The following is a 13,679-nucleotide window of genomic DNA, read 5'->3' on the forward strand; positions in this document are numbered from 1 at the left end:
TAAATCTAAAAACCTTGTTGGATAAGACTTTTAGACCTTTTGTCAATCAAAAAGTACCGGATATGGGAGTGATCGGGGGGAAATTTAGGCACTTTTTCCCTGAAAATTAGGTAATTGACCGCCTGAAAATGGGTAAAACCCTACACCCCACACCCTGCCCCCACCAACAAACTTTTTGCCGCAAACCCTAAGTAGTCGTGCAGAATTAATTTCCCAGTAGAGATAGGCACTCTGGCAAGAGACAGCCATCAGCTGTTTTATCCCTACTCCCCTGCTCCCTAATCTGTTTCCCAGCCCCCAAAACCCGATCAAAATAAAAGACAGCCAGAAGCCTTTATTCAGCTTCTGACTGGTGGAATTTAACGACGACGGGTTCTTTGTCGTCTTCGGGCTACTGCTTTACGCTTTCTCTTTTCTTGAGGGGTTTCAAAAAATTGATGCTTTTTGATATCCGCATAAATTCCCGCTTTCGCTACCTGTCGCTTAAAACGACGTAGGGCTGATTCGATCGCCTCGTTCTGACCAACTACCACTTGGGTCATTAACCTAATTCACCTCCTGTAATTGCTCTCTGCCTAAAAAATGCCAACTCCTAACTATAGCACAATCTAGGGTAAAAATCGATCAAGGCGGCCTTTAATTAAGGAGAAATTTAACGGGAGTCCTCTTGCTCCATTTAGATAGCTAATTTGTTGCTGTTAGCAATTATAGCTCTCAAAAGGGGGTGGGAATGATTAGATCAAGTTTAGTTTTGGTCTGAGGATGACGAAAAGATAATTGTTTAGCGTGTAGGTGTAAACGGTCGGACTGCTTACCATTGTACAAGCGATCACCTAAAATTCCTATCCCTAATCCCGCTTGACTATGAACGCGAATTTGATGGGTTCTTCCCGTGTAGGGAATAAATTCTAGCCGAGAATAATTGCCTTCTTTACCGACAACTTTAAAATAGGTTTGACTAGCTTTTCCCCTTTGCCAATCCACAGTTTGATAGGGTCGATTTTGCGGATTTCCCCAGAGAGGTAGGTCAATTATACCTGATTCTCGCTCAATAATTTCTGATAATATAGCTTCGTAGATTTTCTCCACTTCTCGCCGTTGAAATTGTTGGGATAAACAACGATAAATATCTAAACTTTTAGCTAGTAATAATATACCAGAAGTTTCTCGGTCTAAACGATGAACTGGAATGACATTTTTTCCCTGACGACGAAAACGATTGACCACAGCATCTTGACTATCTTGATAACGTCCTGCTACCGATAATAATCCCGCGGGTTTATTAATAGCAATTATTCCCTCGTCTTCATAGATAATTTCTAGGGATGGACGTAAACCAGAAAGTAAAAAACCCATGAGAGGTTGACATCTTTCTTGACAAGCGCCATAAAATTCTCCCTGTTTTCTATCTCGATTCGATTCTCCCCACCAAAATTCGGCCATGGCGACAGGTTTTAATCCTTTCATGGCGGCATAATTTAATAATTTCGGGGCGCAACATTCCCCTGTTCCCGTCGGTAACAAATTACTGCCCATCAATTTAGCTAAGGAGAGAGATTGTCCAGAAAAGTTGTTTAAACAGTAGGATTGATACAGCAATTCCTGTAACTGTTTGGAGAGGTTCCTACGCTGTTGCTTAAGTTCAATAATTCTCTGATTGGCTAAGTTTATTTTCTCAATTAGTGGTTCTAAAACTTGTTTTTGTTCCTGTTTTAATTGCTTTCTTGCTCTTTTTTCCTGACGACTGAGATTATTTAAATTTTCTAATTCTTCTGAGTTTAAATTTCCTAAGTTTCTTAGTCTATCTCGTTCCTGTTTATGGTTTTGATGTTGTTGCTGTAAAGCTTGTATTTTGCGCTCAAAATTTGCTTGATTGAGTCGATATAAATTATGTTCGGGAATTGATTTTAAAGTGATAATTTCCTGTTTAATTGTCTGCAAAAGTTGCAAAACTCGCTTTTCTTCCAGCATAATTTTTTCTCTCCCCAATAGAGACGGAACCCAGCCAGCAGCTTCTCCCTGTCCAGAAAAAGCTTTTAAAATTTCTATTTCGCCAGCAGCATTTTCTCCTAACAAAATGCCATACATTTTACCTTGAGGATTGGTGATAGTTGTCATCAAATCTTGGGCAATTTTTTCAGCCAAAAGAGTGCGGGGCAAGCGCAATAACTCGCCCGTTTCGGGACAAATTCCTTGATAATAATAGGTAACTTCTTTCACTCTTTAAGAACAGGAAAAGGGGCCAGAGATACCCCTAAGAAAAACAATTGGCAAAGAAATCGATAGTTTCCTGTAAAGCGACAATAAAGCTATCAATTTCTTCGCGGGTATTATAAAAATATAGACTTGCCCGCGCGCTGCCGGAAGCATCAAAAAGGCGGTGTAGAGGTTGGGTACAGTGATGACCGGAACGAATAGCAATTCCTTCGTGGTCTAATAAAGTGGCTAAATCACTAGCATGAATCCCTTCCACATTAAAGGCGGCTAAACTAGCCCGACCTTGGCCCGTTAAACTAGGTGATGGTCCGTAAATTCTTAAACCCTCAATTTCTCCTAATTTTTTGAACAAATAGGCGGTTAACTCTTCTTCGTAGGCATGAATATTATCCATCCCTAAACCCATTAAATATTCTACCGCAGCACCGAGGGCAATCGCTTCGCCAATAGCGGGGGTTCCCGCTTCAAATTTGTGGGGCAGTTCCGCACAGGTAAAATGGTCTAAATAGACTTCTGCAATCATTTCGCCACCACCAAAAAAGGGCGGCATTGCCTCTAAAATCGCCTCTTTGCCATACAAAAATCCAATACCGGTGGGGGCGCACATTTTATGACCACTAGCCACCAACCAATCACAATCTATGGACTGCACATCAATGGCTAAATGGGGGACACTTTGACAGGCATCAATTAATACTTTCGCCCCGACTTGATGGGCAAGGCTGACTATTTCGGCAACGGGATTAATACAGCCTAATGTATTAGAAACATGGAGGACAGCAACTAATTTAGTTTTGTCAGATAACAAGGATTTATATTGTTCTAAATCAAAGCTTTCTCCGCCAGTTAATTGCACATATTTAATCACTGCTCCCGTCTTTTGGCAGACAATTTGCCAGGGGATTAAATTACTGTGGTGTTCCATGACCGAGAGAATAATTTCATCCCCTGCTTTCAGGGTATTTAATGCCCAACTGTAGGCGACTAAATTAATCGCTTCCGTGGCGTTGCGAGTATAGACAATTTCCTGACGAGAAGCGGCGTTAATAAACCTAGCCACCTTATCTCTGGCCCCTTCGTAGGCTTCCGTTGCCCGGACACTTAAAGTATGCGCCCCCCGATGCACATTGGCGTTATCTTTTTCGTAATAGTTTCGCAGGGTTTCTAATACTTGAATGGGTTTTTGGGAAGTGGCGGCACTATCGAGATAGATAAGGGGTTTATCGTGTACGGTTTGATGGAGGATAGGGAAATCGGCGCGGACTTTTTGGGCGAGGGTTTTTTCTTGGATAATTGTCATTTTAGTCAGGAGTCAGAGGGGTACTTTGGGCAGGTTGGCACCCACCCCGGTAGAGTTATTCCACACTGCGACAGGCGACACATTGCCCCAATCTTTGGCGGAGGGATTCTAGAGGAATTTTAGCTAAAATCTCGGCCGAGAAAGCATCAATTAACAAACTGCGGGCGGTGTCGGCACTTAAGCCCCGGCTTTGCAGATAGAATAAATCATCGGCTTCCAGTTGGCTAACGGTTGCCCCGTGGGAACATTTGACGTTATCGGCGGTAATTTGTAATTCGGGTTTGGTGTTGACTCGTGCCTTGTTAGAAATTAACAAATTCCGATTTAACTGGGAGGCGTTGGTTAATTGGGCGGGTTTGGGAACAAACACTTTACCATTAAAGATGGCGTGAGCGCTACCATCAACGATACATTTATGCAGTTGGTTGGCGATGCCGTGGGGATGGTTGAGATAGATGGCGCTGTGGGTATCGGCGGTTTGTTGTCCGGTAATCATGGCTAATCCGTGCAGATTTGTCTCGGTTTGTTCTCCTTTTTGCAGGATATCGAGGTTATGACGGCAGAGTTTAGCTCCTAGATTTATCTCGTTGAGAGTGTAACGGCTATCGCGCCCTTGTTCAATTATCGTGCGTCCGATGTGAAAACCATCTCCCGATTCCCGTTGTACTCTGGTATGGATGACCTCGGCGTTGGCTTCGAGGTAAATTTCCGTGACAGCGTTGGTAAAATAAGAGTAATTTACAGGTAAATCGGAGCAATGTTCGGCTAAAGCTCCGTAATTCTCGATAATATTGACACTGGCTCCCGTTTCCGCCACGATGAGGCTATGGGGCTGATAAAAGCGGGGAATTTCCTCCACAACGGTGATAAATAGGAGATGTATCGGGGTTGTGACAACGGTGTTAGCGGTGACGTGAATTACTGCCCCATCGCTTAGTCCAGCTTGGTTGAGTGCGGTAAAAAATTCGGGGGTTTTTTCTTTCCCTAGATAGTTGACAAGAACATCTTTTTGTGCATTGGCGAGATTGCTGACGCTGACACCGGGGGGTAAAGCGGAGATATCGGACAATTCAGGCTGATAAATGCCGTTAACGAAGACTATACGGCTGTTTTTGGCTTCGGGCAGTAAAAAAACAGCCAGAGCATTTTTATCGATTGTAACGGGTTGGGGGGCGCGAAAATCGATCGCCCAGAGTTGACTTAAATCGGTGAATTGCCATTCTTCGTCTTTTCTGCCTGGGATGGCTAATTCTTGAGCTTTACTGGCTCCCGATTCTCTTAATTCGAGAATTTTACCGTTATCGATAGTGGGAACCGTTTCTCGCGACAATTTTAACAATAATTCTCCTGATTGTTCAGGTTTCGTGATTATGGCTGTCATTGGTAAGAGGGGGTTGGAGGGTTGGGGTGTGGGAATTATGAATTATGAATTATGAATTATGAATTGGGGAGAGGGTAGAGAGGAGAGGGGGAGAATAAGTAAAAATAATCTCCTGACTACTGATAACTGATAGCTAGATTATTTAACGGCTAATAATTGTTCGTCGAGGAAATCGTAGCCAGTTCTTTCTAATTCAAGAGCTAATTCTTTACCGCCACTGGTGACAATGCGCCCATCGTACATAACATGAATAACATCGGGTTCAATGTAGTTGAGCAGACGCTGATAGTGAGTGATAAGTAAAAAAGCGTTATCGGGAGTAGCTAAGTGATTGACTCCCTGAGCAACAATTCGCAAAGCATCGATGTCTAAACCGGAGTCAATTTCATCGAGAATTCCTAAAGTGGGTTCTAATAAAGCCATTTGTAGGATTTCATTACGTTTTTTCTCACCACCGGAGAAACCTTCGTTTAAACTTCTGCCAAGAAAGCTAGGATTCATCTGGACAACTTCTAGTTTTTTCTCGACTAATTCCTCAAAGTCAAAACTATCTAATTCTTCCGAGCCTAAATATTTTTGTCTGGCATTATAGGCAACGCGAAGAAAATCGAGGTTACTAACGCCGGGGATTTCTAAGGGATATTGGAAAGCGAGAAAGATACCCATAAGCGCTCGTTCATCGGGTTCTTTGTCTAAAAGGTTTTCACCTTTATAAATTATTTCTCCCCCAGTTACTTCATAATCGGGATGTCCAGCGATTACTTTGGAAAAGGTGCTTTTTCCTGAGCCATTGCGTCCCATAATTGCGTGGGTTTCACCCGCTTTAATTTCGAGGTTAACTCCTTTGAGAATCTGGTTTCCATCAATACTAGCGGTCAGATTTTTTACCGATAAAATTACTTCACTCATGTTTTTTTTGTTGGCAGGTGCAAATATTTCTAGAGACTAATTATATTTCAGCGAACACTGATAACTGATAACTGATAACTGATAACTGATAACTGTTATCCGACGGTTCCTTCTAGCTTGAGACTGAGGAGTTTATCAGCTTCGGCGGCGAATTCCATCGGTAATTTACTGAGGACATCCTTACAGAAACCACTGACTAACATAGAGACAGCATCTTCTTCGGAAATGCCCCGTTGTGCGAAGTAGAATAATTGGTCTTCACCGATTTTAGAGGTAGAAGCTTCGTGTTCTACTTTAGCACTGTTGTTATCCACCTGAATATAGGGAAAAGTGTTAGCTTCGGCATTATCTCCAATCAGCATAGAATCACACTGAGAGTAATTTCTTGCTCCCTTGGCTTTCGGTCCCATTTTCACTAAACCGCGATAACTATTTTGGGAATTACCCGCCGAAATTCCCTTAGAAATAATCGTACTCTTGGTGTTGCGGCCAATGTGAATCATTTTCGTACCTGTATCGGCCTGTTGTTTGTTATTAGTTAGGGCAATTGAGTAGAATTCCCCGACGGAATTATCGCCGACTAAGACACAACTGGGATACTTCCAAGTAATTGCCGAACCAGTTTCCACCTGCGTCCAAGAAATTTTAGAATTAACTCCTTTACACAGACCCCGTTTAGTGACGAAATTGTAAATACCTCCCTTCCCATTGGCATCGCCAGCGTACCAATTTTGCACCGTCGAATATTTAATATCCGCATTATCGAGGGCGACTAATTCCACGACGGCGGCATGAAGTTGATTACTATCGTACATCGGAGCGGTGCAACCTTCTAAATAACTTACCGACGCCCCTTCTTCAGCGACAATTAAAGTTCTTTCAAATTGTCCTGTCTCACCGTTATTAATCCGAAAATAGGTGGACAATTCCATCGGACAGGCAACACCTTTGGGGATAAAAACAAAGGAACCATCGCTAAAAACAGCAGAATTAAGAGCGGCAAAATAATTATCACCCACGGGAACCACAGTACCGAGATATTTCTGCACCAAGTCGGGATGTTCCTGTAAAGCTTCTGAAATAGAACAGAAAATAACCCCCTGTTCTGCTAGTTTTTCTTTAAAAGTTGTGGCGATAGAAACGCTGTCAAAGATAGCATCGACGGCCACGTTAGAAAGGCGTTTTTGTTCCGAAAGGGGAATGCCTAATTTTTCAAAGGTTTCGATTAAAGTGGGGTCAACTTCTTCAAGACTGTTGAGTTTTTCTTTTTTCTGTTTGGGTGCAGAGTAGTAGATAATATTTTGATAATCAATGGCAGGATAGGAAACGTGCGGCCAACTGGGTTCGGTCATCTTTTGCCATTGATGGTAGGCCCGGAGACGAAAATCGAGCATGAATTCCGGTTCCTTCTTTTTCGCCGAAATTAAGCGAATAATCTCCTCATTCAAACCGCGAGGGATGGTTTCCGATTCGATATCGGTGATGAAACCGTACTTGTAGGGTTGGTTAACGAGGTTTTTAACGGTGGTTGCACTCATGGGGGTTAGTGTTCTCTCTACGCGGTAGGCAGGGGAGGCAGTTAAACAACTTTATTGTTGTTTAAATTGATTATATAATAGATTAACAACAAAGCTGTTGTCAAAGTCACGGAAAATTTGAGAGGATGCTGGTAAACCTCTGTTATTCAGGTTACTCTGGAAGGGTAGTTGGCCGCTCCTTGACCCTCAGCAATTGTACGCTAAAGCCTCTGTTTTTGGTATCATGACCACGACTCAACCCGCCTCGACGAAAGACGATATTCTGCAATATTTGCTCAAAAACGGTCAATCTACTGCCCAAGACTTGGCTGAGGAGTTAAGTATTAGTCCGCAAGCGACGCGCCGCCATCTTAAGGATTTGGAGGAGGAAGGACTGATAGAATATTTTGCCGTACAAAATAAGATAGGACGGCCCCAGCACATTTATCGTCTCAGTCGTCAAGGTCGTGGCCGTTTTCCCCATAATTACGATAATTTCGCCGTTTCTTTCCTCAATACTCTCGTGGAGACGGTGGGAGAGCAACAGGTGGGGGAAATTCTCAAAAAACAGTGGCAACGCAAAGCGGCAGAATATCAATTACGCCTCGGCAAGGGGTCTTTAGGGGAAAGAATGAGAAAATTGCTAGAAATTCGCCAAGAGGAGGGTTATATGGCAGAATTAGTGGCACTGGAAGCAGAAAATAGTTATATCCTGGCCGAGCATCATTGCGCTATTGCTGAGGTCGCCGGTTCCTATCCCAGTATCTGTGGCCATGAATTAGAAATGTTTGCCATGCTGCTTCCCGATTGTACGATCGAACGGACTCACTGGATCAATCAAGGTGAGCAACGATGTGGTTATCTAATTAAGTGCAAGGGTTGAAAGGGGGAGATTAGAGATTTTCATCGGGATTTATGCCCAATTCCCGCAGTTTAGCCGCTAATTTTGCGGATTTCTGCCTTTCCTGTTCAACTTGGGTTTCTGCCTCTACAGCCCGATTTTCTGCCTCTACAGCCCGATTTTCTGCCTGTTGTGCCGCTTCTGCGGGAGTGGGTACTAATTCACCTTCGGGGGTAAAATAGCGCAATTTATTGGCAGATAAACCCAAATATAAGCCTAATTGTTGACTCCAGAGCCATCCCTGAGAATTGGGGGTAATCGGTTGATATTGACCGCTAATTAGAGTAAATCCTTCAAATTCTAGGCTTTCTGGGTCAAACCAAAAATAATCGGGAGTGCGAAATATATCTTGATAAATTTGTTTTTTCTCCTCTCGGTCAACTTGGGCGGTACTATCGGAGAGAATTTCCACAATTAAATTGGGATATTTACCCTCTTCTCGCCAAACTACCCAACTTCTGCGGTTAGGATTGGGATTTGTCCTCAAAACGACGAAAAAATCAGTACCACGGAAGAATTCTGACTTTTTCTGGTTGGGACTGTAATAAATGGTTAAATTGCCGGCGGCAAAATAATCTTCTCGCTCGCGCCACCACCATTCTAAACACTGAATTAATAAAATAATTTGTTGTAGATGTAGGTTACTTTCCAAGGGTGGTTCATCACTCCAAAATTGGCCTTCTGGGAAGATTATCTCAGGGTTGACATGAGACTCCACTAGGGGTAAGCTTTCAGCGATAGTCATGGTTTGTCCAACAGAGATAGGTTGATAATTAATTAGACGGTATTTGTCATCATCTCTAGGCTACCCCGAAAACCAGAGACCTCACCTAACCCGCACCGCTGCCCAATAAAAATAAACTTAACAGGGTGCCACCATTCCAGAGACTATGAACCAACATCGAGGATAATAAATTTTTCGAGCGGGTGTAAACAAAGCCAAGAACACAACCTAGGACGGTTAAAGGCAGCACTTCTGACAAATTTTGGTGAGCAAGGGCGAAAATCAAACTACTAAGAGCAATAGCACCCCAGACAGGCAGATAACGAGTCAAAGAAGCTAGTAAAAAGCCGCGAAAGACAATTTCCTCGAAAAAAGGAGCGGCAAGGGAAGCAGTAAAGCCAAAACAGATTAAAGCGAAGGTATTCTGGGATTCTAGGGCTAAAGTCAGCAGCGGGTTACTGCCTCCTTGTCCTTGCCAAATTAGTTGATTGAGCAAAGAAACGATAATAACCAGGGGTAAAGCGACGAAATAGCCGGCTAATCCCCAGAGAAGCCAAGGACTAAAGAGGTTAAAACGAAACCAATCGGGAGGTAAAGGGCGAAAAGGCTTGATTGCTAGGTATAAAACCGATAAACTGCTCACTGTTAAGGCTAAATAACTAACTACAACGTATATTGCTTTAGCTTCTAGGTTAAATTTTTCGGGATTGAGACTCAAGAAACTCGATAAAATCCCGAAAATTACCGGTAAAACAATTTGTCCGACGAAAAAGAAACCGATAATTATTCCCCACCAGAGGGTTTCTCCTCCCCACTTAGTTTGCCAAGCGAGACTATCATCTAGAAAGAGCAGCGCTCGCTGTTGGCGGAGCAGCCACTGCACTAATAAAAAGACCAACAGCACAACACCGATTAAACCGCCGATAAGAGGCAAAAAAGCCAATAAAATTAGTTTAATTAAGGCATTAGCCGCCACTTCACTCTGTTCTTCCTCTAAAGCGAGTAAATCCTCTTGACGATTTTCGAGACTATATAATTTTTCCAGAATGGTATAACGAAACCATCCTTGAAAATTGCGCTCGATTCTCGCTTCAGCATCGGCAGCAATTTCGGGGGGTTCACTGTACAATCCCTCTAACAGCAGCGCATTTTGTAAAATAGCAGGTTTATAGTTCTCAAATTCTGATTTTTCCTTGATGTCTTGCCAGATTTTCCGTGCCGAATCCAAGTCACCTTGACTAGCTTGAATGAGACTTAATTTCAATTCTAAATCTTTTAAGGAGTTGATGTCGCGCTCAAGGGATTTTTTTTGTTCGGGATTAACTGCTGATTTTTCTAGTTCGGTGATTGTTTTTTTGGCACTTTTCTGGGCTGATAAATACTGTTCCTCGGCGGTGCTGTAGGGATCTTCACCAATCAGGGAAGTTTGAATTAATTTAAGATTAGCAAATTCTTCGCTATTAGGATCAGCATCGCTGCTTAGAGTCGTGGCTTGTAGATTGAGATTGGTTTGATATAGTTGAATATTCGATTGGATTTGGGGCTGATTAACACTAGAAATTAAAGCTGTAACTACTGGAGTTAAGGCAATAATTGTTAAGAAAAAAGCGATCGCTTGTTTGAGACTTTGCCAGGGGAGTTTTTTTGAGAAATTATCGAACATGAAAATAGTTAAGTGGGAGTTAGGGGTTAGGTGTTGGGGTTTTAGGGTGTTAGGGTTTTAGTTGAAATTCCCCTATTCCCTATAGGTAGGTATTAAAAATTGTCAGATACCCCCCTTATCAAGGGGGGATTAAGGGGGGATCTATCTTCAATTTAATTATAACTACTTACCCTAATTATTAACTAACTACTTGAGAAAAAAGATTTTCGTATTGATCCAAAGTCTTTTCAAAGGCATAATTTTCCTCCGCGTATTGTCGTCCCTTTTCTCCTAGTATAGTTGCTAAATCTGGGTTTTTATATAGCTTTAAAATAGCCGTAGCTAATGCCTCTGGATCTTCAGGAGTAACCAGCAAACCACCACCACTGCGCTCGATCGCCCTAGCAGCAGTTCCATCGGCGGGAACAGAAGCAATAATAGCACGACCACTAGCTAATAATAGCTGAATTTTGGACGGCATATTAAAGGAAATAACGTTATGTTTTTGCATCACCATACCCACATCGGCGGCTGCCAACATTTCTGGTAATTTTTCCCGGGGTTGAAAGGGTAATAAAAGCACATTACTGGCCCCCTGTTGTTGGCGATACTTTTCTAGGCGCTCAAGGGCCTCTTTTTTACCAACAATTACCACTTGAATCTCAGGGATACTAACTAAGTGAACTGCAGCATCAATCAGGGTTTCTAAGGGTTGGGTTAGGGCAATATTGCCAGAATATAAAACAACAAACTTGCCCTCAAGATGATTTTCTTGGTGGAAATAATTATGGTTTTTCGGCAGAGGTTTAATAAAGCTTACATCTACCCAATTAGGAATTTCAATAATTTTCTCACTCGGCACATTTTTAGTGAGGAGATTTTTGGTAAAACCATCGGCAATAACTGAGATTTTGCTGGCAGTTTTGTAGGCAAATTTTTCTAGACTACTAAAAACCTTAATCATTTTCTGATTAGTTAATAATCCCACATGAACTGCCGCATCGGGCAGAATATCCTGTAAGTTTAGAATAATCGGCACCCCATATAATTTACTCAATAAAGCGGCGGGAACGCAAACGGGTAATCCGGGGACAGTTAAGAAAATTAGATCGGGTTTTTCACCTTTGAGAGCCTGAAAGAAACTCAAAAAAACAAAGCTCAATTCAAAGAAAATTCGATTTTTTAAACTTCTTTGGGGGCGCGCCCAAACGTAGGAACGTTGAATTTTAACACCATTTCGTTCTTCTTCCAGATAGATTTTTCCTCGGTATTCGGGATCGATTTCACTATTAGGATACCAAGGAAAAGCCGTCAAAACCCTGACTTGATGACCTCTTTTAACCAATCCTTCCGCTAATTCTGTCATTAGGGGAGCGATGCCGATCGGTTCGGGATAATAGTTATAAGAATAGAGCAAAATTCGCATAGGGAGGGCAATTTGGTTGGGCGATTCAGTTTCATGATTTTATCAATAGTTACTGGTTTTTTGACAAATCGGATGCGCTTTTGTCAGGGATTACCCTAGAAAGAGGTGAGGATTAGCGGTGAGAGATGCGGAAAAAAAGGGAAATTGGCTAATAAATTAATCCTCAAAACCCATAACTATTACCCTTTACTCCGGCCTAAATACTGACCCTTATTTTTCGCGTACCCGGTGGCCGATATCACGACGATAATAGATACCCTCAAAGTGTATCCTTTTCACCGATTGATAGGCAAGTTCGATCGCCTGATTAAAATTGGCTCCCATCGCCGTGACACCCAAAACCCGGCCGCCATCGGTGAAGATATCGCCGTGTTTTAAAACCGTGCCGGCGTGGAAAACGATCGCTCCTGCGGTTTCAGCGGCCTTAATTCCAGTGATTAACTGGCCCTTTTCGTAGTGGTCGGGATAACCGGCAGACGCAGCCACTACACAAACGGCACTACCGGAGCGCCATTGTAAAGAGGGAAAATCAGTTAATTTTTGTTGAGCGCAAGCCAGCAGCAGCGGTGCCAGGGGAGTTTCCAGTAGGGGTAAAACCGCTTGGGTTTCGGGATCGCCAAAACGACAGTTAAATTCGAGAACTTTTGGCTCTCCGGCGGGGGAAATCATTAAACCGGCGTAGAGGACTCCCCGATAGTCAATGCCGCGTTTTTGTAGGGTGGCGACAATGGGGGCGAGGATGTCTCGGTCCACCGCTTCGATAATGGCGGCGGTGGCTATGGGTGCGGGGGCATAAACTCCCATACCGCCGGTATTTTTGCCGGTATCACCTTCACCGATGCGCTTGTGATCTTGGGCGGGTAGCAGGGAACGAAAACTGATCCCATCGGTGAGGGTGAGGATAGACACTTCTTCCCCTTCTAGGAATTCTTCCACCACGACTTTAGTAAAGCCACTGGTAAACAGATCATCGATCGCTTCTAGGGCTGTATCTACGGTTTCGGCGACAATTACCCCTTTTCCTGCGGCTAATCCGTCCGCTTTCACCACGATGGGCGCTCCTTGCTCTCGGATATAAGTTTTTGCTAATTCTGCATCGGTAAAGGTTTCCGAGGCGGCGGTGATCACTCCGGCTTCGCTCATTAATTCTTTGGCCCAGGATTTGCTCGATTCAATTAAGGCCCCGGTTTGTGTGGGACCAAAAACGGCAATTTCTTGGGACAGAAGATGATCGGTAATACCGAGGGAGAGGGGATATTCTGGCCCGACAACCACCAGATCGACGCAATTTTCTCGGGCAAAGCGGCTAATTTCGGCAAAATCCTCCATTGCTAGGGGGATATTTTCACATTGAGGTAAAATTGCCGTTCCCCCATTACCCGGAATACAGAACAGTTGTTCAACTTCGGGTGATTGCAGCAGTTTCCAAGCCAAGGCGTGTTCTCGACCACCACTGCCGATAACGATAATTTTCACGGATAAACGCAGCCTAAATGACGATGGTTTAATTATCCCCTAGCTCCGGGGTGTCATTGCCCAGAAGTTGAGATTACTTAACTTTTTAATCCCCGCTCCCCACCTGTTGAGCAAAACCCTTGCCCTAGTCCTACGGAGGTGATCAGATAACTGCTGTAAAGGAGTCAATTGTGATTAGATAGTAGA

At 43.2% G+C, this 13,679-nt stretch carries 11 protein-coding genes; 1 reads left to right on the forward strand and 10 read right to left on the reverse strand.

What is annotated here, in order from left to right:
• Positions 1-359: 359 nt before the first annotated feature.
• The 6 genes from rpsU to sufB form a co-directional block, all read right to left on the reverse strand.
• Positions 360-542 carry a 30S ribosomal protein S21 gene (gene rpsU, locus IM473_RS06145; RefSeq protein ID WP_002738938.1) on the reverse strand — a complete coding sequence of 61 codons (183 nt, stop codon included), beginning with the start codon at positions 540-542 and terminating at the stop codon, positions 360-362.
• Positions 543-714: 172 nt separating this feature from the next.
• On the reverse strand, positions 715-2,220 hold the full coding sequence (locus IM473_RS06150; RefSeq protein WP_287659968.1) for an RluA family pseudouridine synthase: 1,506 nt from the start codon (positions 2,218-2,220) through the stop codon (positions 715-717).
• Positions 2,221-2,254: 34 nt separating this feature from the next.
• Positions 2,255-3,517, reverse strand: a complete 1,263-nt coding sequence (locus tag IM473_RS06155) for a SufS family cysteine desulfurase (RefSeq protein WP_287659967.1) — start codon at positions 3,515-3,517, stop codon at positions 2,255-2,257.
• A gap of 55 nt (positions 3,518-3,572) precedes the next feature.
• Complete coding sequence (sufD, locus tag IM473_RS06160) at positions 3,573-4,898, reverse strand: Fe-S cluster assembly protein SufD (protein ID WP_287659965.1); 1,326 nt, start codon at positions 4,896-4,898, stop codon at positions 3,573-3,575.
• Between the two features lie 138 nt (positions 4,899-5,036).
• Positions 5,037-5,807, reverse strand: coding sequence for a Fe-S cluster assembly ATPase SufC (gene sufC / locus IM473_RS06165; RefSeq protein ID WP_002778368.1), 771 nt, complete (start codon positions 5,805-5,807; stop codon positions 5,037-5,039).
• A gap of 95 nt (positions 5,808-5,902) precedes the next feature.
• A complete protein-coding gene (sufB, locus tag IM473_RS06170) occupies positions 5,903-7,345 on the reverse strand; it encodes a Fe-S cluster assembly protein SufB (protein WP_104396676.1) in 1,443 nt (480 codons plus the stop codon).
• 223 nt (positions 7,346-7,568) lie between these two features.
• Between sufB and sufR the strand changes: the two genes are divergently transcribed.
• A complete protein-coding gene (gene sufR, locus IM473_RS06175) occupies positions 7,569-8,207 on the forward strand; it encodes an iron-sulfur cluster biosynthesis transcriptional regulator SufR (RefSeq protein WP_002804342.1) in 639 nt (212 codons plus the stop codon).
• A gap of 10 nt (positions 8,208-8,217) precedes the next feature.
• Here the strand turns inward: sufR and IM473_RS06180 are convergent, their stop codons facing one another.
• From IM473_RS06180 to purD, 4 genes are all read right to left on the reverse strand, one after another.
• Entirely contained in the window at positions 8,218-8,970 is a 753-nt protein-coding gene (locus IM473_RS06180; RefSeq protein WP_287659964.1) for a Uma2 family endonuclease, read from the reverse strand.
• Positions 8,971-9,055: 85 nt separating this feature from the next.
• Positions 9,056-10,612, reverse strand: a complete 1,557-nt coding sequence (locus IM473_RS06185; protein WP_287659962.1) for a type II CAAX endopeptidase family protein — start codon at positions 10,610-10,612, stop codon at positions 9,056-9,058.
• 178 nt (positions 10,613-10,790) lie between these two features.
• Positions 10,791-12,017 carry a glycosyltransferase family 4 protein gene (locus IM473_RS06190; RefSeq protein WP_287659961.1) on the reverse strand — a complete coding sequence of 409 codons (1,227 nt, stop codon included), beginning with the start codon at positions 12,015-12,017 and terminating at the stop codon, positions 10,791-10,793.
• Positions 12,018-12,227: 210 nt separating this feature from the next.
• Positions 12,228-13,493, reverse strand: coding sequence for a phosphoribosylamine--glycine ligase (gene purD / locus IM473_RS06195; RefSeq protein ID WP_287659960.1), 1,266 nt, complete (start codon positions 13,491-13,493; stop codon positions 12,228-12,230).
• Positions 13,494-13,679: the final 186 nt, after the last annotated feature.

It is taken from the genome of Microcystis sp. M015S2, from assembly GCF_020245945.1.
Lineage (GTDB): Bacteria > Cyanobacteriota > Cyanobacteriia > Cyanobacteriales > Microcystaceae > Microcystis.

Bases quoted from the DNA above. Each gene is read 5' to 3' on its own strand.
- IM473_RS06185 (WP_287659962.1), bottom strand. From the start codon at position 10,612: ATGTTCGATAATTTCTCAAAAAAACTCCCCTGGCAAAGTCTCAAACAA.
- sufB (WP_104396676.1), bottom strand. From the start codon at position 7,345: ATGAGTGCAACCACCGTTAAAAACCTCGTTAACCAACCCTACAAGTAC.
- IM473_RS06155 (WP_287659967.1), bottom strand. From the start codon at position 3,517: ATGACAATTATCCAAGAAAAAACCCTCGCCCAAAAAGTCCGCGCCGAT.
- sufC (WP_002778368.1), bottom strand. From the start codon at position 5,807: ATGAGTGAAGTAATTTTATCGGTAAAAAATCTGACCGCTAGTATTGAT.
- rpsU (WP_002738938.1), bottom strand. From the start codon at position 542: ATGACCCAAGTGGTAGTTGGTCAGAACGAGGCGATCGAATCAGCCCTA.
- IM473_RS06190 (WP_287659961.1), bottom strand. From the start codon at position 12,017: ATGCGAATTTTGCTCTATTCTTATAACTATTATCCCGAACCGATCGGC.
- IM473_RS06180 (WP_287659964.1), bottom strand. From the start codon at position 8,970: ATGACTATCGCTGAAAGCTTACCCCTAGTGGAGTCTCATGTCAACCCT.
- sufR (WP_002804342.1), top strand. From the start codon at position 7,569: ATGACCACGACTCAACCCGCCTCGACGAAAGACGATATTCTGCAATAT.
- sufD (WP_287659965.1), bottom strand. From the start codon at position 4,898: ATGACAGCCATAATCACGAAACCTGAACAATCAGGAGAATTATTGTTA.